19 protein-coding genes are annotated in these 21488 nt (G+C 61.0%); 5 read left to right on the plus strand and 14 right to left on the minus strand.

The window, feature by feature from the left end:
• Positions 1-89: 89 nt before the first annotated feature.
• From EJ997_RS09365 to EJ997_RS09380, 4 genes are read right to left on the minus strand one after another with little or no spacing between them, the layout of a single operon-like run.
• Positions 90-1313 carry a TIGR04053 family radical SAM/SPASM domain-containing protein gene (locus EJ997_RS09365; RefSeq protein ID WP_126704316.1) on the minus strand — a complete coding sequence of 408 codons (1224 nt, stop codon included), beginning with the start codon at positions 1311-1313 and terminating at the stop codon, positions 90-92.
• A 47-nt stretch (positions 1314-1360) separates the two neighbouring features.
• A complete protein-coding gene (locus tag EJ997_RS09370) occupies positions 1361-2410 on the minus strand; it encodes an LLM class flavin-dependent oxidoreductase (RefSeq protein ID WP_126704317.1) in 1050 nt (349 codons plus the stop codon).
• 49 nt (positions 2411-2459) lie between these two features.
• Complete coding sequence (locus EJ997_RS09375) at positions 2460-4544, minus strand: S9 family peptidase (RefSeq protein WP_126704318.1); 2085 nt, start codon at positions 4542-4544, stop codon at positions 2460-2462.
• Between the two features lie 32 nt (positions 4545-4576).
• A complete protein-coding gene (locus tag EJ997_RS09380) occupies positions 4577-5272 on the minus strand; it encodes a DUF3152 domain-containing protein (protein WP_126704319.1) in 696 nt (231 codons plus the stop codon).
• A 184-nt stretch (positions 5273-5456) separates the two neighbouring features.
• On the opposite strand from EJ997_RS09380, the gene EJ997_RS09385 reads away from it, so the two are divergent.
• The gene (locus EJ997_RS09385) at positions 5457-6095 is read left to right on the plus strand and encodes a DsbA family oxidoreductase (RefSeq protein ID WP_126704320.1); all 639 of its coding nucleotides are present in this window, start codon (positions 5457-5459) and stop codon (positions 6093-6095) included.
• Between the two features lie 13 nt (positions 6096-6108).
• On the opposite strand, the gene EJ997_RS09390 is transcribed toward EJ997_RS09385, so the two are convergent.
• The 10 genes from EJ997_RS09390 to EJ997_RS09430 all read right to left on the minus strand — a co-directional run bounded on the left by EJ997_RS09390 (position 6109) and on the right by EJ997_RS09430 (position 15379).
• On the minus strand, positions 6109-7011 hold the full coding sequence (locus tag EJ997_RS09390; protein ID WP_228201461.1) for a ribonuclease H family protein: 903 nt from the start codon (positions 7009-7011) through the stop codon (positions 6109-6111).
• A gap of 81 nt (positions 7012-7092) precedes the next feature.
• Positions 7093-7542 carry a 50S ribosomal protein L9 gene (rplI, locus tag EJ997_RS09395; protein ID WP_126704321.1) on the minus strand — a complete coding sequence of 150 codons (450 nt, stop codon included), beginning with the start codon at positions 7540-7542 and terminating at the stop codon, positions 7093-7095.
• Positions 7543-7554: 12 nt separating this feature from the next.
• The gene (gene rpsR / locus EJ997_RS09400) at positions 7555-7791 is read right to left on the minus strand and encodes a 30S ribosomal protein S18 (protein ID WP_126704322.1); all 237 of its coding nucleotides are present in this window, start codon (positions 7789-7791) and stop codon (positions 7555-7557) included.
• A 40-nt stretch (positions 7792-7831) separates the two neighbouring features.
• A complete protein-coding gene (locus tag EJ997_RS09405; protein ID WP_126704323.1) occupies positions 7832-8353 on the minus strand; it encodes a single-stranded DNA-binding protein in 522 nt (173 codons plus the stop codon).
• A 23-nt stretch (positions 8354-8376) separates the two neighbouring features.
• Positions 8377-8673, minus strand: a complete 297-nt coding sequence (rpsF, locus tag EJ997_RS09410) for a 30S ribosomal protein S6 (RefSeq protein WP_126704324.1) — start codon at positions 8671-8673, stop codon at positions 8377-8379.
• A 101-nt stretch (positions 8674-8774) separates the two neighbouring features.
• Positions 8775-11093, minus strand: coding sequence for a transglycosylase domain-containing protein (locus EJ997_RS09415; protein ID WP_126704325.1), 2319 nt, complete (start codon positions 11091-11093; stop codon positions 8775-8777).
• A 7-nt stretch (positions 11094-11100) separates the two neighbouring features.
• Entirely contained in the window at positions 11101-12450 is a 1350-nt protein-coding gene (locus EJ997_RS09420; RefSeq protein WP_126704326.1) for an AI-2E family transporter, read from the minus strand.
• Between the two features lie 171 nt (positions 12451-12621).
• Positions 12622-13353 (minus strand): MFS transporter, encoded by a 732-nt coding sequence (locus EJ997_RS13200; protein ID WP_206501636.1) that lies wholly within the window; start codon positions 13351-13353, stop codon positions 12622-12624.
• Positions 13299-13931 carry an MFS transporter gene (locus EJ997_RS13205; RefSeq protein WP_206501637.1) on the minus strand — a complete coding sequence of 211 codons (633 nt, stop codon included), beginning with the start codon at positions 13929-13931 and terminating at the stop codon, positions 13299-13301. Before EJ997_RS13205 ends, EJ997_RS13200 begins: the two co-directional genes overlap by 55 nt.
• Positions 13931-15379 (minus strand): CCA tRNA nucleotidyltransferase, encoded by a 1449-nt coding sequence (locus EJ997_RS09430; RefSeq protein WP_228201462.1) that lies wholly within the window; start codon positions 15377-15379, stop codon positions 13931-13933. The genes EJ997_RS13205 and EJ997_RS09430 overlap by 1 nt, the downstream gene beginning before the upstream one ends.
• A 118-nt stretch (positions 15380-15497) precedes the next feature.
• On the opposite strand from EJ997_RS09430, the gene EJ997_RS09435 reads away from it, so the two are divergent.
• From EJ997_RS09435 to EJ997_RS09450, 4 genes are all read left to right on the plus strand, one after another.
• Positions 15498-16034: an NUDIX domain-containing protein gene (locus EJ997_RS09435; RefSeq protein WP_407644331.1), complete on the plus strand. Its 537-nt coding sequence runs from the start codon at positions 15498-15500 to the stop codon at positions 16032-16034.
• On the plus strand, positions 16031-18082 hold the full coding sequence (locus EJ997_RS09440; RefSeq protein ID WP_126704328.1) for a DUF6049 family protein: 2052 nt from the start codon (positions 16031-16033) through the stop codon (positions 18080-18082). The genes EJ997_RS09435 and EJ997_RS09440 overlap by 4 nt, the downstream gene beginning before the upstream one ends.
• A gap of 3 nt (positions 18083-18085) precedes the next feature.
• A complete protein-coding gene (murJ, locus tag EJ997_RS09445; protein ID WP_126704329.1) occupies positions 18086-20143 on the plus strand; it encodes a murein biosynthesis integral membrane protein MurJ in 2058 nt (685 codons plus the stop codon).
• Positions 20144-20220: 77 nt separating this feature from the next.
• The gene (locus EJ997_RS09450; RefSeq protein WP_126704330.1) at positions 20221-21486 is read left to right on the plus strand and encodes a discoidin/SUN/FTP domain-containing protein; all 1266 of its coding nucleotides are present in this window, start codon (positions 20221-20223) and stop codon (positions 21484-21486) included.
• Positions 21487-21488 lie beyond the last annotated feature (2 nt).

The following is a 21488-nucleotide window of genomic DNA, read 5'->3' on the forward strand; positions in this document are numbered from 1 at the left end:
CATTGGGGAGTGCCGGGCAGATCTTTGCCAGTAACTCTCCGCGTTACTGGGAATCTTTGTAAATCTAGATTCTCAATAATTCTCGATTCTCAGCGCTGGTGGGGCGCGTTAGCCCTGAAGAGGGCCGACACCTCGTCCGCCAGCGGGAATGTTCCCGGCTCGTACACGCACAGTGGCTCTTCGGCATAAATGTTGCCGGTCGAATTGTAGGCCCGGGAACGCGAACCGCCGCAAACTGTGTTGTATTCGCAGCGGCCACACTTACCTTCAAGGAAGTCGGGGCGGCGGATCCCGGTGAACAACTCCGAGTTCCGGTAGATATCAACGATCGAGGAGTCGCGAACGTTTCCTGCCGGGACCTCGAGGAACCCGGACGGAGTTACCTGACCGACATGGTTAATGAAAACGAAGCCGTTACCAGAGGATACGTTGATCGGGGGCCTGCGGCGCCTGCCACCATCAAGCAGGCCAAGGGACTCACTCTTCTCGCGCAATGCCTGGTAGAGCGGACCGAGTTTCATTGCTTCGACAGGGTCGATCCCTGCCTCTGCAAGAACGTGACGCTGGATTGACACCCGACGGAAGTGGTGGCCCTCGGTTGTTTTGACCGGAATCGTTTCTCCCATGTCGTAGAAGACGTTCAGAACATCCTCGCATTCCTGGGCATTGAGAGCACCCAGGTCCACGCCGCGGCCGGTGGGCACCAGGAGGAAACCGGACCAGGTCATGACCCCAAGATCCTTGACCAGTTTCGCAATGTCAGGAAGCTCCATGACGTTATGGCGGGCAACAACCGAGTTCAGCTGCACCTTCATGCCGAGCTCCCGGGCCGCCTCCCATCCACCAATCGTGTTCTCGTACGTTCCGGGGATCTGACGGAAGCCGTCATGGCTCTCAATCGTTGCACCATCCAGCGATAGCGAAATGACGTTAACACCCGCGTCCTGAAGGCGCTTCAGCGACTCCCTGTTGAGTTTCTTTGTGCCCGACGGGGACACGGCAACGTGGAGTCCCATATCGACTCCGCGCTTCGCGATCTCGAACAGGTCGTCCCGCTCAAAGCAGTCGCCACCGGAAATGATGAAAATCGGGGCGGGCTTACCGAAGGAGAGGACCTCCTTCATGAGGTTCGTTGCCTCATCCGTTGTCAGCTCGAAAGGATTACGCCCCGGGGCCGCCTCGGCCCGGCAGTGCCGACAGGCTAGCTGGCATGCCCGTGTTGCCTCCCAGATGACAATCATGGGTTGCAACGCGGGATCGTGTCGGCGGACGCGGACGGGACGCTGGGTTCGCGAAGAGGGTGCAAGGGTCATAAAACCATAATGACCGGAAGAAATCGGAGTAGGAGGGCCGAACGTCCCTAGTTATTCCATTCCTTGGCAAGATCGGTGAGAGCCTTCTCGCGAACTGCGGGGTCAAAGGCGTAGCAGCTCACGATGACCTCATCGAGGGAGAAAGCCTCAACAAACTCATTGATCTTCTGGGCAACCGTGTCGGGAGTGCCAATGATATGGGTGGGGTCAATGCCTGGATTGCTCCAGGTTTCCACCATGTCCCAGGTTGGCTCCTGGAGTGGGCCCGTGGCACCGAAACGGAGTTGTCCCTGCATCTTCTTATGCGTCGTTGCCTGATACTGGGCTTCCCGCTCAGTTTCGGCAACCATGATGTTCACTCCCGCCATGACGGTCGGCTTCTCCACCTGGGCGGTGTCTGCATCGGCCTTGAACCGGCTGCGGTAGGTCTGGAGGGCTGCCGACATCTGCTGCGGCGCAAAGTGGGAGGCAAAGGAGAAAGGAAGCCCGAGCTCTGCCGCGACGTGAGCGCCTCCCGTAGACGATCCCAGCATCCACAGCGGCACGTTTGTGCCCTCGCCGGGAATGGCACGAACGGTGCGGTGGAAGCGGGAGGGGCTCACGGATAGGCCAAGAACGGATGCCTGTGCACCGGACACTCCTTCATCAACTCCAACGGAGTCGGAACCGGAGAAGAAGTTCGTAAGTTTAAGGACATCAGCCGCGAAATCGTTGAGATCGGAGCCGCCCCTGCGCAGTTCAGCTGCCGTCACCGGGTCCGTTCCCGGGGCTCTGCCCAGGCCAAGGTCGACCCGGTCGCCGTAGATCGTTGCGAGAGTGCCGTAATACTCGGCCACCATAAGCGGAGCATGGTTAGGGAGCATGACTCCACCGGACCCCACCCTGATTGTCGAGGTATGCTCTGCGGCCCTGCCGAGGAGCAGCGCCGTTGCGGAGGACATGAACGTCGCTGAGCCGTGGTGCTCCGCCATCCAATATCTGTTGTATCCGGACTGCTCCACAGTCTGCGCAAGCCTCAGGGAATCATCGAGAGCCTGCTTCCTTGTACGGCCAGTCGACGTAGGAGCGAGGTCAAGGACACTTAAGGGAACAGTCATAACCCTTACTCTCCTCGGCCCCGCCCCTGACGGCAAGTTCCTGATGCTACTAGCGAACCCCGAGCTGGTCGAGCACGAAGGCTCTGCGCAGGGCCTGGTCCTCCCAAAGGTTGTAGCGCCCCGAACGTCCTCCGTGGCCCGCCACCATCTCAGTTTTGAGGAGGATCGGCCGCTCCTCACCGTTCGTAGCCGTTTCCTGAAGCTTTGCAATCCACTTCGCGGGCTCAACGTAGAAGACCCGGGTGTCGTTCAGCGACGTGGTCGCAAGGATAGCCGGGTACTCCTTCTCCTCGACGTTCTCATATGGGGAATAGCCTTTCATGTACTCGTATACCTGCGCATCGTGGTACGGGTCGCCCCACTCTTCCCATTCGCCCACCGTTAGCGGCAGCGAGGGATCAAGGATTGTTGTCAGCGCATCAACGAATGGGACAACGGCAAGGATGGCACGGAAACGGTCCCCTCCCATGTTCGCCACGGCACCGACGAGGAGGCCACCAGCGCTCCCGCCCTCACCGGCAAGCCGGTCCTTATCGACCCATCCGGAGTCGCGCAGAAAGTCAGCGCAGGCAATGAAGTCCGTGAACGTGTTCTTCTTGTTCAGCATCTTGCCTTCGTCGTACCAGGCCCGCCCCATATCGCCGCCGCCACGAATGTGGGCAATGGCGTAGACAACGCCGCGATCAAGGAGGGAAATAATCGACGGCCCAAACCCGGGGTCGCTCGAGATCTCGTACGATCCGTACCCGTACAGCAGGCCGGGGTTCGTACCATCCGGCTCGACACCCTTCCGGTAGGCAAGGGTCAGGGGAATCCGTGTTCCGTCCTCTGCCCGCGCCCATTCCCTTCTTGTCTCGTACCGGGACCGATCATAGTTCGGAACTTCCTTCTCCTTGAGCAGCGTGGTCGTTCCATCCACCACAGAGTAGGAGTAAACGGAGGGTGGCTGAATGAGAGAGGTCAGGCTGTAGTCGAAGGAATCGGCCTCATACTCGGCGTTATTCGCCAGTTCGATCGTCGACAGCTCAGCACCCGGGAGCACATATGCCCCACTCCATGCGCCGTCGTTGCGGGGAATGATCCGCAACTGGGTTTGCCCACCGGAACGCATCGATACCACCGCATAAGATGCGAAGGCGGAGACGCCTTCGACTCGTTCACCGGGTTCGGCCACAAGGAGCGGCTGCCAGCTTTCGGGCTCGGAAGTCCCGATCGGTGCTGTGGCAACCTCGAAATCTTGACGGTGCAGGTTGTGGACGATCAGGAGCTCGTCACCAGCAGGTTCAACCGAGTAGTCCAGGCCCTCGCGCCTAGTTGAGACAAGAATCTGTTCGGCACCAGCCTCGGCTTTCATGATCCGCACCTCGGAAGTGAGGCGCGACTGCGAATGGAGGATCAGCCATTCGCCATCCCGCGAAATTTCGGGGTAGACCGTGTACTTCTCATCCTCTTCCTCAAAAACGAGGACATCGGTGGCCGGGTCCGCCCCGAGCTCATGGGACCACACCTGGTAGGCACGCCAGGCTTCGTCCACTCGGCCGTAGAACAGGTGGGTCGAGTCCTTCGACCACTCCATGCCGTACCCGGCGCCAACAACGCTCTCATCGACAACTTCACCGGTCGCAATATTGGAAATACGGAGGGTGAACCGTTCGTCACCGGAGACATCGATACCAAGGGCAACGTACTGACCATCGGGTGACACCGCATAGCCGGCCGCGGAGAAGAATTCCTTCCCTTCGGCAAGCTCGTTCTGATCAAAGAGGAGCTGTTCGCCCTCGGTTACGTGATCCGGGTTGGGGCGGGTTTCGCTCGCCACGCGGTGATAGGAACTGTAGGCCTTGCCTTCGTAGGTGCGAGCAAAGTACCACCAGCCATCCTTCGCATAGGGAACCGAGGTATCGGTTTCCTTCGTGCGGGACTTGATCTCCGAAACAATGTCTTTCTGGAGTTGCTCGGTGGGTCGGAGGATCGCCTCCGTGTAGGCGTTCTGCGCGTGGAGGTAGTCGAGAACCTCCTGGTCTTCCTTGTCCCTCATCCACTCGTAGGGATCCGTGAAAGTATCCCCGTGAAATGTGCGATGTACAGGCACCTTCTTGGGTGCGGGTGGCTGGGCTGCTGGTGGCGTAGTCATACCCCCTAGGTTAAGCGATCGGGGCCCCTTACTTACGCACCAGCGGGCCATCCATTCGGCTCGCACTGACGCAAATCAAGGGTCTGTTGCATCATGACCGGAGCAGTGCCATCAGGGTTACATTCTTCGACGTGCCCGTGGCCAAGAAAATGGCCCACTTCATGGTTAACGAGGTAGGTGCGGTATTCCTCGAGACTACCGCCAGCCTCGAGGAAATCCTCCGTCGCCTCGGCCCAGCGGTCAACGTTCAAAACAACATCGGAGCCGGTGCGGCACGAGGTGTACCCCATCGTGTTCAGCGGGGCGCACAGCTCATCGACAGTATCCGGTGTCGCCAAGCGAATGGCGACCTCCGCATCATCCGGTTCAACTAGCTCAAAGGCAACAGAACCGTCCGCTCCCCACCCGCGATCGTCGTTGAGGGTGTTGACGACGATTCCGGCAAACAGCTCCGTATCAACGGAAATATCGGACTCGGTAACAACGGCAACGCTCACGGTACGATCCGCCTCGGGGATCTCGTCATCGACTCGATCTCCACTCGCAACCGTGAACTCACCGGAGCCGCTGTCCGGCTGGTCAACCGAGTCCAGCCCGCCGAGGCTCTCGCCGACTTTGGAGGCAGCACCGATCTCGGACTCGGCGCCGAGAGCAACTCCGGGCGCGAGAATGATCCCGGCGGCGAGAACACCCGCCCCGAGTTTTATTACAGTTTGGTAACGATGCACGGTTCGATACTACCTAGTTGCCATCCCCCTCGGTCAAGGGCTGCGTTCACAAAACCCAGTGTTTACCCAGGGCTGGCGTGAGCCAGCAGTCAAACACATGCCGTATAGTCGCTGCCCCGTCAGCTCCAGAGTGCAACGAAACCCGGACACCGGGGGTCCAAGCCTCGGGTGATATAAGAGCTGTATGAGTTCACGCGTCGTCGTCCACGTCTGGACAACCCTGTCATCGCCCCAGTCACTCCTTGGGCTCCTCAATTTGCGTGAGGCAGCAGCCGGGAAGAATGTGGCCATTGAACATCACGCTTTTATCCCAAAAACACCTGACGAAACCGATCCGGAAGCCATTAAAGCCTTGGAGGACCACGGTGTGACAGTCAGCGGAGCGCCAGTGGACGATACTGGCCACGCCCAAGAAATGGTTTATGCGGCAAAGGAACAGGGCTCCACGCCCGAGGAGGCCGCTGAGCTTGGGTTAGCTATGGCAGAGAGGTTGCACCGGGCCGCCCTTGAGGACGGGAAGGACATTTCCGCCACCGATGTTCTCATCACAATTGCCCAGGAAGCTGGGCTTGATCTCGAGAATGTTCGTGCGGGCTTAGATGAGGGTCGCTGGACCAAGCTGGTTGAGAATGACTGCAAGGATGGGGAGCGCATAAGGATGGAGAAAGCTCCGTTCCTCATTGCCGCCGGTATGTTCCTTCTCGAAGGACCCCAGGATGCTCAGGCGATGTCGTCCGTCCTGAAACGAGCAGGTGCTGAACTGACCGACCGGGTGAAGGCAGCCGCGGAAGAGGCGCAAGAGCTCTTCGGATATCAGGGCTAAGCCCCGGGCCTACCTACTGGCGGTCACGTTCCTTAACAGCGAGGCGGTCCGCTTCTTCATTGCCAGCATCCCCGTCGTGCCCGCGCACCCAGTCGATCCGGGTCTTGGCCTCGCGGGCTTCATAGGCTTCGAGGAGCTTCGCAACAAGTTCCTGGTTGGCGACGGGCTTACCATCGGCCTTCTTCCAGCCCTTCCTCCGCCATCCCGGCGCCCACTTCGTCACGACATTGATGACGTACTGGGAGTCGGCGCGGAGCAGGAGTGTCCTCTTCGGGTCCGCGTGGCGGAGGGCTTCGAGCATAGCGGTGAGCTCCATAATGTTGTTCGTTGTGCGCTTCGCACCACCGGAGCCACTTTCTCCCATGATCTCGTCAACCCACGCCCATCCGCCCGGCCCCGGATTCCCGGAACACGCACCGTCCGTTGCGATAACCTGGTCGAAGCCGTACTTGTCGGCTCCCGGCACGTAGGGTGTTGACGCATGATCCCGGTCTGCACCATTCCCGTGCTTGCCTGCGTCGGGAGTCTGCCCCGGGGCAGGCTCTGCCGGTGCAGAGCCTTCGGCTATTCCTCGGACCTGTGCGCGGGCGCGTGCCCGGTCGATAGCGGATACGGGTTCTGCCGCAGAATCGGCCTCGTCTTCGCCGAAGAGCATCTCGGATGGAATCCGAGGTTCGGCCGGAGCTTTTTCCAGGCCGGTTGCAGCTAGCAAGGTGATGACGTCCGGATGCCAGAGGATGCCGCTCGTCGAGTAGTCGTTCGACTCGATAGCGAGGTCGTGCCGCAGTGCCATTTCGGAAGCTTCTGCGCCAACCCCGATAAGGCCCAGCTGGTCAAGGTGTCGGACCACGGTCTGCGGGTCCGTTCCGCACATCATTGCGATATCTGAGGCAGCGAGCCATTCCATCCGTGTCATGTCTTCAAGGCTACCGGGAAAGTCTGCCGCAAAACGCACAGCACCCGCCGGTTGGGCGGGTGCTGATGCGTGATGTTTCGCTTATTCAGAGACGACCGAAACGGGGACGGTGACGGTAACGTCCGAGTGTAGACGGATGTCCACGCGGTAGTCGCCGACCGACTTGATCGGGTTCTGAACGAGGACCTTGCGGCGGTCAATGTTCTCGCCGGTTGCCTCCTGGGCAGCCTGTGCAATGTCTGCAGCGGTGACGGCACCAAAGAGACGGCCGGACTTGCCGGTGCGGACCGTGAGGGTCAGCGAGGTCTCTTCCAGCTTGTCGCGCAGGGTCTGGGCCTCTTCGACGGTAGCGATGTCGCGCTTGCGGCGAGCCTGCTCCATCTGGTCGATCTGCTTCTGAGCGCCCTTGGTCCAACGGGTTGCGTAGCCGCGGGGCAGAAGGTAGTTGCGGGCGTACCCGTCCTTCACCTCGACGACATCGCCCGGAACGCCGAGGCGGTCGACCTCATGGGTCAGAATGAGCTTAGCCATGATGGTGCCTCCTTAGCGGCCGGAGCCGGTGTACGGGAGCAGAGCCATCTCGCGGGCGTTCTTGATGGCCCGAGCGATCTGACGCTGCTGCTGGACGGAAACGCCGGTTACACGACGGGCGCGGATCTTGCCGCGGTCCGAAATGAACTTGCGCAGGGTTGCGGTGTCCTTGTAGTCGATGTTGTCGACCTTCGTCACCTTAACTGGGCCGATCTTCTTTTTCGGCTTGCGAAGGTTTGGCTTCGCCATGATTGATCTCCTCGATTATGCGCTGACGCGCGGAAAGTTGTTAGAACGGAGGGGCGTCGTCGAAGGACGATCCCGACGGGCCGCTTGCCCAGGGGTCGTTCTGCGATCCGCCCGACGGGCCGTCGTACGCGACATTGCCGCCACGGGAGTTGCCTCCACCGTAGCCGCCACCACCGAAGTTACCGCCGCCACCGCCGGAACGCTGGGTCTTCTGGACCTGCGCCGTTGCGTAACGGAGGGACGGGCCGATCTCGTCGACCTGCATCTCGATGGAGGTGCGCCTCTGGCCCTCGTGTTCGTAAGAGCGGACCTGCAGTCGCCCCGTGACGACCACGCGGGTGCCCTTCGTAAGCGAGTTGGCGACGTTTTCGCCGTGCTCACGCCACACCGAGCAGCGTACGAACATGGCTTCGCCATCTTCCCACTGCTGGGTCTGCTTGTTGAGGGTACGCGGGGTTGAAGCCACCGTGAAGCTCGCTACCGGGATACCCGAGCTGACGTATCGCAGCTCCGGATCGGCGGTGAGGTTGCCAACGATGGTGATTATCGGTTCGCCTGCCATGATTTCGCTCCCTTGAAGCTAGCTCAGTGCTCGCCCTTGCGCAGCAGCTTGGTGCGCATAATGGACTCGTTCAGACCCAGCTGACGATCGAGCTCCTGTGCGGTTGCACTGGTTGCGGTCATGTCGATAACGACGTAGACGCCCTCGGTCTTCTTCTGGATCTCGTAGGCAAGACGACGCTTGCCCCAGATATCCACGTTCTCGATTGAGCCGCCGTCGTCAATGACGACCTTGAGCAGCTTTTCCAGTGCGGGCGCAAGGTTGCGCTCGTCAACTTCCGGATCGAGGATGATCATCAGTTCATACTGACGCTTATCCATACCCACCTCCTCTGGTCTCAACGGCCACGGTCTCTCCGTGGCAGGAGGGTATATGTGCCTAGAAGGCACCCAACTACTTTAGCGTCAATTGCTTAAAAGCGTTAGGCCTCGTCCGGAACGTACTGTGTGCAGTTCGGCACCTGGCCGGCTGGGGACAACGGCGGCCCCTTCGTTCTGGTCTTCCGGCGGCCCGGGGTTGGCCGGGGGCCCGGGTTGTCCGGAGGACCGGGCTCTGTTGGATCAACCGTCGGGTCCGGTGTCGGGTCAACGGTGGGTTCCACCGTCGGTATCGGATCCTCGGTGGTCGGTTCCTCGGTCGGTGTCGGATCCCCCGTGGTTGGCTCCTCCGTGGGCTCTTCCGTGGTGGGTTCTTCCGTCGTCGGTTCTTCCGTGGTGGGTTCTTCCGTCGTCGGTTCCTCGGTCGTGGGTTCCGGTTCGGGGACAAAGGTGGGGATCGGGGCCCGCGTGGTCGGTTCGCTGGCGGGTTCGGGGAAGTCTTCAACTTCCATGTCCCGCGTCGCTTCCATCATGAAATCAAGCCAGATCTGGGCCGGGAAGTTACCGCCCTGGATTGCCCACTGGCCACCGAATGGGGTCAGGGATTCCTCTTCGCCATTGGGTCCGATCTGGTACATGTCGACGACCGTGGCGAGCTGCGGAACATATCCTGCGAACCATGCTGATACGAGGAAAGAGGATGTGCCCGTCTTGCCTGCAACGGGACGGCCGAGTGCGGAGATCTGGGAGGCGGTGCCCCCGGGGCTGACCACCGATTCCAGCGCGTACGTCAGGTTCGCGATGTCATCGGCTTCGAAGACCCGCTCTCCGGATGTGTCACCCGTGTAGATGACGTCGCCATCGCGGTTGCGGATTTCCCGCACAATGTGCGGGTTCGTGCGAATACCCTGGGCGGCGAAGGTCGAGTAGGCGTTAGCCATTTCCTTAGCCGTGGGAGAAGCCGATCCGAGAACGTTCGAAAGTGTGTCATCAAGGCCGGGGGTGGATTCCGGCAGGCCCGCCCTGACGGCAACGTCCCGTGTCGCCTGGGGACCAACTTCTTCGTTCAGCCTGATGTAGACCGTGTTGACGGAGTTGGCGGTGGCCTCGAGAAGTGTGATGTTTCCAAGTCCGCGGAGCTGGAAGTTCTCAAACTCTTGCCCACCCACTTCGTACGGGGATGAGGAGTCGTAGCGGTCGGTGAGGCTCACGCCCGCTTCGATGCCTGCGAGCAGGCCGAACGGCTTGAAGGTGGAGCCTGCCTGGGCGCGGTCCTGGGTGGCCGTGTTTCGGGCCCTCGTCAGGTAGTCCTCGCCGCCGTACATTGCCATGATTTCGCCGTTCTCGGGATTCATGGAGATAAGACCAACATAGTTGTTATCGGGGCGGTCTTCCGGCAGGTTCTCAACGGCCTGGACCGCATAACCTTGCATGTCTTCATCGATTGTCGTGACGATGTCGAGGCCCATGGTGTCGAGCTCGTCCTCGGTGTAGGCACCGGAGTTCACGAGTTCCCTGCGTACCTCGGCAAGGATGTATCCATCGGTTCCGGAGTACTGGTTTTGTGCGGCCGGTTCGATGGTGTCGGGGAAGCGCGCCGCTTCGGCTTCTTCCACGGTAATCCACTCGTCCTCCGCCATGCGCCGAAGTACCCTCTCCCACCGGGCCATGGCCTGGTCGGGGTTAACGGCGGGATCCCAGTTCGACGGCGAGGGGATGATGGCAACGAGCAGAGCTGCCTGGTCGAGCGTCAGGTCGGCTGCATCGATACCGAAGTAGGACTCGGCGGCTTCTTGAATACCGTAAGAGCCGCGACCAAAGTAGATCGTGTTGAGGTAGTTCTCGAGGATCTCGTCTTTCGACTGCGACTGGTCAATTTTGAGAGCAAGAATGGCTTCGCGGAGCTTGCCCGGGATGGACGTCGTTGTCCCCATGTAGTACCGCTCGACATACTGCTGGGTCAGGGTCGAGCCACCCTGGATGGGCTTGCCTTGAAGGTTATTGATCGCGGCTCGGATCGTTCCCCGAATGTCGATTCCCGCGTTTTCGTAGAACCGTTGATCCTCGGAGGCCACAACCGCATGCGGCACGTAGTCGGGTAGTGAGTCGAGGGGGACGGAGGTGCGCCGAACGTTAGCGAATGTCCCGATCTTTGTCTCACCGTCGGCGTAGTACACGTCGGTGGACTGGGCGAGCGCGAAGTCGTCAGGCTCGGGGACCTCGGTTGTCATGTAGAGATAGGCAAAAGCGCCGACACCGGTCGCGGCCACCAGCAGGAAGGATCCCACAATGAAGCGCCACGACGGGAGCCAGCGCCGGATACGACCCTTGCCCCGCCGGGGATAGTTCCACAGCGATTTCTTCTTGGTCGGCTTAGCGGACTTCTTGCCCCGCTTCGTCGAGCCTTGACGATTGCTTGCCATGGCCCGATTATTCCCTACGCTTGCGCCTCCTGCGCAACTTCTTGGCCTGTCTCACGCCCTTCGGTCTCTCCGTGGCGGGCCTCCGAAGGCCCTTTGCGGCGCGTGTTGCCACGGTCTGGAAGCCTCCCCAAGCATCCGGTGGCTCGTACGTCACGTCGTACTTACCGGCCCCCTGTTTTCGTTTCGCGTCATGCTCGGACGTCATAAACGCATCAAGCCATCGCGTGGACTTCGACGAGTCGATCAGAACCGCCTTGAAGAACAAGGTGAGGGGCACCGCAAGAAGAGCACCGAGGGGGCCAATAACGATGGCCCAAACCATGAGGGACAAGAACGTGACCGTTGCTGAGAGCCCAACGGCATCGGCCGTAAACTTGGGCTGGAGGAGCGACTGGATGATGAAGTTGATCAGCGAGTAGGCGACAATCACCCACACCATGAGCTGCCATCCGCCCTCGAGCAGACCGAAGAGCGCCGGTGGAACGAGGCCCAGGATAAAGCCGATGTTGGGAATATAGTTCGTAATGAACGAGACGAGCGCCCACGCGAGGGCAAGCGGTATTCCCATTGCCTGAAGAGCCACCCAGTCGAGGACTGCGACAATCGCACCGAAGATTGATGAGACGAGCCAGTACTGGCGGACCCTGCCTTCGAAGCCAGAGAGTGCTTCGTGGAGCTCCGGGTTGGCACGCTCAACGATTTCCGACCGAGTATCCAGCGACAGCGTGTCAATCACGATGAAGAAAATCGACATGGCGATAACGGCCAAGAGTGCACCCATGGATGACACCTGGTCGATCAGGGCGCGGGCGGCCGTCATGATCGTGTTGAGATCCAGCTGGTTCAGCAGATTGTTGATGCTTGAGACGTCGTAGCCCTGCTCGACAAGGAACTCGCTGTCCTCAAAGGCGGTCGAGATATTGTTGACGATCTCCTGGAAGCTGTCCTGGTAGGACAGGATGACTTCCGGCAAGGGCAGGAAAGCCAGGACCGTCAGGCCAATGATGGAGGAGAGAACAATGACGAGAACCAGGATCGATGCGATGGCCGAAATCCACTTCGGCACGCCCTTCCGAATCATCCATCGGTGAATGGGCCGGATCGTCAAAACAAGCGTGAGCCCGAGGAAGGCGGGGGCGAGGATCGACGCGAAGCGCGACAGTCCCCAGAGCGCTATCGAGACGAGTGCACCCGCGATAAGGATCCACATCCCCGTCGGGATTGTTTCACGGGGCCTGCTCTTCCTACCGACTACAACAATGTCTCCAGAATCAACACTTTGATTGTCTGGATAGCTTTCCGGTGTCGAAGAGCTTTCCTCACTCACGGCACTCGGATTCGGTTCGTCTTGTTTCACGGCACCACCTTCCCATCAAAGAGCGTACCGCCCGCGGGCCGCGCCGTCCCTGCCAACAGGAAAAACATCTATCCTCAGTGGGTGAAACGGGGCACCCACCCGAATCGGGTTCTCAGATTGGGCACGGTGTCGGACCAACCCGGCAGTAGCCGGTCTAGCTCCCAGCTCCGGTTACGGCCTTGCCTGCTCGGGAACGGTACGGGGTTCCCCGCCCAGGCTCTTGTTCCGCAATCCGTACCAGGTGGCCAGAAGCAGGTAGAGAACAACGAGTCCGGTAAAGCCAGCTCTCGACCATCCCGTGTCGGGAAGGATTGTTGCCGCGAGCGCGGCAGCACCGACAAAAGCGGCGTTGTACATCATGTCGTAAAGCGCGAAGGCACGTCCGCGATAGGCGTCGATGACGTCGCGTTGCACGATCGTGTCGACAGCAATCTTCGCGCCCTGGACGCCGAGGCCCATGAGGACGGCGGCGATCCCGATCCAGGGAAGGGATGGGGTGGCGATAAGGATGAGCTGGGACAGTGTGGAGATTCCCAGGCAGGCAACGATCCACTGCCACGGGCTGAGCTTCTCGTGCGCAATCGGGGTCAGGACAATCGCGGAACCGTTGCCCGCAAGCGAGATCCCGGATAGGAGCGCAAACATGGCAAGCCCAGCATCGGCGTCCGCGGGGTCCGTGAGGAGGTTGCGGGAGATAAGGAGTAGCGCAATGAAGTTCACGCCGTAGAGGAACCGGTGCACCGCCATAACAATCAGGGCGTGTCCGGGGGTTCCGCGCTTCGCGAGGTAGCTGGCGCCAAGCCAGAGATCGTGGAAGACCTCCGCGATCTGTGACGACAGCGGCACCTTCATCTGGTTATCCGGACCGAGTTCTCGCTTGCCGATGGTGGAGGCGGCCCACACGGCGCCAACGAGGAGAAGGGCCGCGATCGCGAGGCAGGAGGCATCTCGGATCGGGCCCTCGGGGTCAGCCGGTTGACGACGAGTCCGATGACGGCACCGACGACGGTGGCGACGGCACCCAGGGTGGGAACGAGGGAGTTCGCCATGATGAGCTGCCTGCGGGGCACGACGTGCGGTAGTCCAGCGGAGAGCGCCGATAGAAGGAATCTATTAATGCCGAGGGTGATAAGAGCAAGAACGGAGATGATGCCGAGGCCGGCACCCAGGTACATGAGCACTGCCAACAGCAGACACAGGATCGCACGGACAGTGTTGCCCCAAAAGAGCACACCCTGCCTGCTCCATCTGTCGAGGAGCGGGCCCACGAATGGACCGATGATCGTGAAGGGCAGGAGGAGCACGGTGAATGCTGCGGCCACGCCCGCCGCGGTCGTCATGTTTGTTGGGTTAAAGAAGTAGAGGGTAGCGAGGCCGACCTGGAACATTCCGTCTCCGCATTGGGAGATAAGGCGTACGCGGAAGAGTCGTTTGAAACCGTCGTGAACGAGGAGGGTCTTGAGGTCGGCGAGAACTGCCACTAGAGATTCTCCTTAGCCCAGGCTCTGAGCTTTTCGACAGCCGTCTCCTGATCGAGCGGTCCGTGTTCCATTCGTAGGTCAAGAAGATACTTGCGTGCCCTACCAACCGTGGGGCCGGGTTCGATTCCGAGGATCTCCATAATTTGGCTTCCGTCGAGGTCGGGGCGGACCGCGGCGAGCTCTTCTTGTTCGGCGAGCTCGTCGATCCGCTTCTCCAGATCATCGTACGCAGCCTGGAGTCTCATGGCCTTCTTCCGGTTCCTCGTCGTGCAGTCCGCGCGAGTCAGACGGTGGAGCCGCTCCAGGAGCGGCCCAGCATCCGTGACATAGCGGCGGACGGCCGAATCGGACCAGACGGCTTCGCCGTATCCGTGGAACCGCTGGTGCAGCTCGACAAGGCGGGACACATCCTTCGTGGTCTGCTTGTCGAACCGTAGCTCCCTCATGCGCTTGCGCGTCATTTTTGCGCCCACGATGTCGTGCTGGTGGAACGTGACCTTCCCGCCTGGCCCAAACTGGCGGGTCGCCGGTTTACCGACGTCGTGCATGAGAGCAGCAAACCGGAGGACAAAGTCCGGGGCGGGCACCGGGCCCTCCTCATCAGTTTCCAGTTCGATTGCCTGGTCAACGACGGTGAGCGTGTGCTCGTAGACATCCTTGTGCCGGCCGTGCTCATCAACCGTCGACTTGAGCGCGGCAACCTCGGGAAGAACCCGTTCGGCCACCCCGGTGTATTCCATAATCTCGATACCGCGGCGCGGATATGGGGAGATCATGAGCCGTTCCAGTTCGGCACGGATCCTTTCGGCAGAAACAATATCGAGGCGCTCGGCAAGTTCGGACATGGCGGACATGGTTCCAAGGTCCACGTCGAAGCCGAGCTGCGCCGTAAAACGCGCTGCACGCATGATCCGTAGCGGGTCGTCGGAGAACGAGATGATTGGGTCGATCGGGGTCCGCAGGATCGCATCGACAATGTCGGAGAGCCCGCCGCACGGGTCCACTAGTTCCATGGTGGGTAGTCGCACTGCCATGGCGTTCACCGTGAAGTCACGCCGCGTCAGGTCGCCTTCGAGGGTATCGCCGAACGCCACCTGTGGTTTGCGGGAGGACGGATCGTATTCATCGGACCGGTAGGTCGTCACCTCAACGGTGAGCCCGTGCAGAGAGGCACCGATCGTGCCAAACTCTTTTCCGATGTCCCACGTGGTCTCACCCCAGCGATCTAGGATTTTCTGCGTTTCGTCGGGGCGTGCCGACGTGGTGAAATCCATGTCGTGGGCGGGAATGCCGAGGCAGGCATCGCGCACCGGGCCGCCTACGAGAGCGAACTCGTGCCCGGCCTCGTCGAACAAGGTGGCGAGCTTCATAACCGCTGCCGGGAGCTGCTGGAGCGCAGCCTGCGCAGCGGCGAGATAGCGTGCCTTTACCTGGGAGTCGGGAGCCAACTGTCACGTCCTTCGATGGGGGTGGGCCACGCCGAGATGACCCTGCTTTAATAGAGCGGGCCACGCCGAAGCGAGCCTGCTGGGATAGACTTGCGCGAACATTATTACAGTTAAGAGTATGCCGATGCCGGGACCGAAACCTCGACCCCGCGGCCCACAGTCGTGGCGCCGTGGCGTTTCAGCGACCCGAATTGGCTCCCGACGCTCCTACCTTCCCGTTGTAAACGAGACCTCCGCCGGCGGCATTATCGTGAAACCGGTCGACGGAATCGCCTGGGTTGCAGTGATTGCGCGCCGTAACCGCGGTGGCCGTCTCGAATGGTGCCTGCCCAAGGGCCACTTGGAAGGGGAAGAGACTGCCGAGGAGGCGGCAATCCGGGAAGTCTCGGAAGAGACCGGGATCTATGGCCAAATCCTCACTCACCTGGCAACGATCGACTACTGGTTTTCTGGCACGGACCGGCGTGTCCACAAGGTTGTTCACCATTTTCTTCTCGAAGCTCTCTCCGGGGAGCTCACCACCGAAAATGACCCCGATCAGGAGGCCGAGGACGTGGCCTGGATCCGGCTTGATGACGTCCCGGGCCGGCTCGCCTATCCGAACGAGCGGCGGATCGCAACGCTGGCCCGGGACGTGCTGACAGGTAACCGGTGAAGCGGATCTTCGCGGCAGCCACGGCCACTGCCCTGCTCTTTGTCGCCCCGCTCCCGGCCTCTTCCAAGCCGGCGAGCGAGGAAACCGGAATAGAGATCGAGATCACGGAACTCACGCCCGTCCACAGCCCCGGCGAGGCACTGCCCCTCACAATCGAAGTGACGAACCCGGGCCCAGCGATAGCGGAGGCCTCTCTGCACATCACTGCGCAGGCCTCGGTCCCGTCCTTTCGAAACACGATGACGTCGTGGCTTGCCGATACAAATGTCGAAACAACCATGATGACTCTCGAGGCGCAGACCATCGAGGTTCCCTCCGGAACAACGGAGATCGAGTTTGAGATCCCGGCAGAAATCTTCACGTGGGGCAATACGCTGGCAACGTGGGGGCCGCGCGGTATTGAAGCCTCCCTTGAGTTTGAAGGCGCGCGCACAGTTGACCGCAGCATTCTTGTCACCGAGCCCTCTTACGAGCAGGAGGCCATGCCCTTCACCGCGCTCGTTCCCATCACCGTCGGTGGCGACGACCTCGCCGCAGTTCCCACGACCGCAGAGCGTTACGAAGATTCACTCCTCGCCCTGGAATCGGGCGAACTGGGCGACAACGAGGAACTTCCCGATCCCGTCATCGAAGCGGTGCAGGGCTCAACCGACCGGGTAATCGGCGATATTGAGGCCCTGACCAGCCCCGGCATTACCCTCGCCCTCGACTCGTCCCTTGCCGCCCTCGAGTACGGCACACTCGACCTCACAGAGGAAGCGCTCACCGACTTCGCTGACGCCGACCACCACGAACTCGTCCTGCTTCCTGCCCTCGACACGGATGTGGCCGCGTGGGCGCAAACCGGCTACGACCAATATTTCGCCACCCATGCTGACCAAATGCAGAGGTCCACCGAGGCACTCAATCAACGTGCTATTGCGGCCCGTACCGACCTGCTGTTCACGCCAGTATCACCCTCGCTGGCGACAGCCGCTCTTGGCCTCGAAAACGGCGCGAACACGGTCGTTATCGACAGTTCCGCAATCCCGTCGAGCGAGGAGCTGTACTGGACCCCGTCCGCCCACACTCGTCTTGAACTCGGCCAAGAATCTGACGTTCTTCTCGTTGACAACGAACTATCGGCACTGTTGCTCAATGATGAAATGTCGGATGTCGATAAACGGCAGGCGCTACTTGCCCTCACCGCCATTCACTATCGCGAGCGCCCCAACGACTCCCGTCCTCTCGTTCTTGCCCTTCCTCGGGCCGACCGGCGGGATGTTGACCTTGCGGACATCAACGAGCTCATTGGCCTGCTCGATGAGACGGCGTGGCTTGACGGGGCCACCGCATCGGATATCGAGGAAACCCCCATTGTTCACGTGGCTCGCGGCGAGCTGACCGCACCCGAAGAAGGCGAAAACTCCGTCACCGCCCGGCACCTTGAGGAACTCACCGAAGCCAGCGAAGCAATCTTCTCCATCGGGGACCTAACAACGAGCCCCTACATTTTCCGGGACGCCGTCGAAGCAACGTATTCGGTCATTGGATCCTGGTCGCTGTCCACCGTGCCCGGTGAGATCGACAGCCGCGTGGAGTCTGTCGAGGACATGCGGGAGGAGCTGGCCGGCTCCGTGAGCGTCCAGGAGTCGTCAACGATTAACCTGATTTCCCAGGCCTCTGAACTGCCCGTGCACGTCACCTCAACCCTGCCATTCCCGATTACCGTCGACATTGACGTGCAGAGCGAGGACCGCAGGCTCCGGTTCACGGAACGAACCGCCCGCCTACAACCCGACACGACAACGACGGTGGGTGTGCCAGTACGCGCCATTGGTTCCGGCGACGTGACCATCACCGTTGAGGTGCAGAGCTCCGAGGGCCACACCATCGGGGCCGGAACAGATATCAAGATCCGCGTGAGGGCCGACTGGGAGAATCTCGGTACGGCCATCATCGCCGGTATCTTTCTCATCATCCTCATCATCGGCATCGTCCGGTCCGCACGTCGCGGCAAACGATCTGCGCCGGTGTCCGAGGCTGACACGATTGATCTGGAGGAATAGGCCGTGGCTGGCGGTATTGCACGCAACTCTGCAGTGATGTTCGCGGGGACCCTAACATCCCGGGTTCTCGGCCTCGTCCGCTCCCCGCTCCTCTTCGGCATTGCCGTCGGACTTAACTATCCGGCAGGCAATGCCTTCGACGTTGCCAACAAGCTTCCCACCCTCATCTACATGCTGGTGGCCGGAGGCGTCGTCAACGCCGTCCTCGTGCCCGCAATCGTCCGTGCCTCCAAGCAACACGATGATGGTGGCACCGCTTACATCAACAAAATGGTGACCCTCGGCGCCCTCGTGCTCGGGGTCATCACTACCATCCTCACCCTGGCCTCCCCACTGCTTGTCTCTCTTTTCGCGTCGGGGTTGGAAGGTCCCTGGTACAACCTGGCCGTAGCGTTCGCCTTCTGGTGCGTTCCCCAGATGTTCTTCTACGGCATGTACACGCTACTGGGGCAGATTCTTAACGCCCGAGAGAACTTCGGGCCGTTCATGTGGGCACCGGTTCTCAACAACATTGTCGCCATTGCCGGTCTTCTTCTCATGATGGGAATCTACGGGAGCGCCACCCCGGAGAATGCCCTCGACGCATCCCTGTGGGACGGTCAGCGCATTGCGATCCTCGGCGGTAGCGCCACTCTCGGAATCGTCGCCCAGGCCGCGATCCTCCTCATCCCGCTGTACCGCATGGGAATCAAGCTACGCCCCGACTTCCAGTTCCGGGGTGCGGGGCTCAGCTCCGTAGCCAAGTCGGGCGGCTGGGTTTTGGCCTCCATGGGTGCCGGAATGATCCCTACCCTCCTCATCTCCAACGTCGCCTCCGTGGCCTCCCAGCGGGCCGTGGGCATGTCGCCAGCCGACGCCCTAGGCGTACCCGGCAACGCCGCCTACACGACCGCGTACAGCCTCTATTCGCTTCCCACGTCCCTCGTTGTCGTCTCCATCGTCACCGCGATCTTCACTCGCATGTCAGCCAAGGCCGCGACAAATGACATGGAAGGGGTCAAGCTTGACACGTCCCGGGCGCTGCGAATTGTTGCCGTCTTCACCTTTATCGCCACGGCGCTCATCGTTGTCCTGGCGGTGCCCGCCGTGCGCATCATCAGCCCCGGCTCTTCCTGGGCAGAGGTCTCGTCAATTGGCACCGTTCTGCTCACCATGTCCCTCGGGCTTGTCGGGGTTGGCTCCTTCACCGTCCTGCAACGCGTCTACTACGCCCTCGAAGACGCACGAGGTCTCTTCTTCGTGCAGGTCCCCTTCTTCGTCCTCCACGCGGTACTGATCCTTTCGACCGTGGTCCTGCCCGCACGATTCATCGTCGCTGGCGTCGGCGTGTCCATGGCGATCACCAACAGCGTCACCTGCATAGCAGCCCTCATCCAGCTCCGCCGCAGGATCGGCGGAATTGACGGAGCCACGCTCCTGCGCTGTTTCACCCAGCTTGCGGTTGCCGCAGCGGTCTCCACAGGCGTCGGATTCGCGGTTCTTCGCCTGTTTGGACCATTCAGCGAAGAGTTCACGTTCTTCTCCGCCATTATTCGGATCATCATCGTCGCCATCCCCATGGTGATCGTCTACCTGGCAATCATGCGCCTGTGGCGTATGCCGGAGCTCAACGCCCTCATACGCCCACTGAATGGCCTGCTAGCACGGCTACGTAAGCGGGGCACACCGCGAGCTACTACACTGAACACAACTGAAACATCTCAACCCAACGGAGTCATCGTGTCCTTGAACCTGGAAGCCGGACGCCGGTTGCGCGACCGCTACGAACTCGTGGAGCCACTCGTCCAATCCGACGAAAAGTTCGAGTGGCGTGGCACTGACACCGTCCTCGGAGCCGATGTTCGCCTCATCATCATCCCCACCGAGAACCCGGCACGCGAAGCGACGGTCGATGCTGCCAGGCGCGGCGTCCTCGTTGACGACGTCAGGCTCATCAAACTCCTGTCGATCTTCGACATGTCCGGGGGATCGGTCATTGTGACCGAGATGCCGCGCGGAGTGACTCTCGCCGAGATCATCGAAGGCGGCTCCGTCCCGAAGACCAGGTCCGCACAATCGTAGGCGAAACCGCCGGAGCCATTGATGCTGGTGCCCGCCGCGGTGTCCGCCACCTGAACCTCCGTCCCGAACTTGTCCGAGTGGACTCTGAAGGCTCGGTCCTCGTCGACGGACTCGGCATTGACGCCGCGTTCTCAGGTGACCATTCAGCCGATCTCTCCAGCCCGGTTCTGGACCGCCGGGATGCTCGGAACCTTGCCCTGCTCGCCGCGGGCCTCGTCCTCGGTGAGGAAGCACCCGCCGAGGACGACCAGCAGGACTTCCTGCGCCGGGCCGCTGACAAGGTTGGCGAAACGGAGCTCCGCCCCGTCTTCACGGAGATCGCCGACGGTCAGGGACCGCAGTCAACAAGCGAATTCATTCGCGCAGTCGCGCCCTGGGGTGCCATCCACGTCAACCGCCTACCCCGGCCCATCAAGGACCCGGAAAAGACGCAGGCCATGCCTGCAATCCCGGATCCGTTCGAGGATCCCCAGCCGACGAAGAAGGAATCCATTGCTCCTCTCGCGGCCGGTGGGGCTGCCACAACCCCGGTCGTAGCGGCAAACTGGCCGAAGAGAAGCCCCGAGGAAACGTTCACGGCAACCTCCGCAACGACAGCCTCAGCCGGCCCGGAACCGGAGCCGTGGGAGGGCCTGTCGGGAGACGATGACGAGGACCGTCCCGCACGTTCCGTCAACACGTCCGCAATCGTCCTGGTCATCATCGCAATCCTCGTGATCATCGCCGGCTACTTCGCCGTGAACCACCTGCTGAGTGACACGAACCCCGTGACGATCGACCCGACCGACGATGCGGCAACCGAAGAAGTTGTCGAGCCAACTGAGGACGACACCGCGGATCCCACGGAGGAGCCGACCGAGGAAGAGGAAACGGAAGAACCGGTCGAATATCCGGAACCGGTCATTGAGGACGTAGCCCTTCTCAACCCCCAGGCCGCAGACCTCGATCCTTCGACAGTTGCGACCCAGGACAACCCCGGCTCCACCCCGAACATTATCGACGGCAACCCCGCAACTTCCTGGTCTTCCTGGTGGTACTCCGATCAGGGCTTCTGGATGAAGGAAGGTATCGGACTGGAGATTACGCTCGCTGAGGAAACAGAAATATCTGAGGTGACTCTCACCGTTGACGGTAATGGTGGCTTGGTCCAGTGGCGGGATACTGTTAACGCGGCACCCAACTCCGGCCAGGTCATCGCGGAAGGGCCCATGTCGTCCAGCACCGTCCTGACATCCGAGGAGCCCGTCGTCACCCAGACGATTATCCTCTGGTTCGAGGACCTGCCGGTTGCGAACTCCGACGGCCAGTTCCGCATCGACCTTTCCGAAATCACCGTTCAATAGAA

Source organism: Flaviflexus ciconiae (assembly GCF_003971195.1).
Taxonomy (GTDB): domain Bacteria; phylum Actinomycetota; class Actinomycetes; order Actinomycetales; family Actinomycetaceae; genus Flaviflexus; species Flaviflexus ciconiae.

Coding starts and splice junctions, on each gene's coding strand:
- EJ997_RS09365 (WP_126704316.1), bottom strand. CDS start 1,313: ATGACCCTTGCACCCTCTTCGCGAACCCAGCGTCCCGTCCGCGTCCGC.
- EJ997_RS09370 (WP_126704317.1), bottom strand. CDS start 2,410: ATGACTGTTCCCTTAAGTGTCCTTGACCTCGCTCCTACGTCGACTGGC.
- EJ997_RS09375 (WP_126704318.1), bottom strand. CDS start 4,544: ATGACTACGCCACCAGCAGCCCAGCCACCCGCACCCAAGAAGGTGCCT.
- EJ997_RS09385 (WP_126704320.1), top strand. CDS start 5,457: ATGAGTTCACGCGTCGTCGTCCACGTCTGGACAACCCTGTCATCGCCC.
- EJ997_RS09390 (WP_228201461.1), bottom strand. CDS start 7,011: ATGACACGGATGGAATGGCTCGCTGCCTCAGATATCGCAATGATGTGC.
- rplI (WP_126704321.1), bottom strand. CDS start 7,542: ATGGCTAAGCTCATTCTGACCCATGAGGTCGACCGCCTCGGCGTTCCG.
- rpsR (WP_126704322.1), bottom strand. CDS start 7,791: ATGGCGAAGCCAAACCTTCGCAAGCCGAAAAAGAAGATCGGCCCAGTT.
- EJ997_RS09405 (WP_126704323.1), bottom strand. CDS start 8,353: ATGGCAGGCGAACCGATAATCACCATCGTTGGCAACCTCACCGCCGAT.
- rpsF (WP_126704324.1), bottom strand. CDS start 8,673: ATGGATAAGCGTCAGTATGAACTGATGATCATCCTCGATCCGGAAGTT.
- EJ997_RS09415 (WP_126704325.1), bottom strand. CDS start 11,093: ATGGCAAGCAATCGTCAAGGCTCGACGAAGCGGGGCAAGAAGTCCGCT.
- EJ997_RS09435 (WP_407644331.1), top strand. CDS start 15,498: ATGCCGATGCCGGGACCGAAACCTCGACCCCGCGGCCCACAGTCGTGG.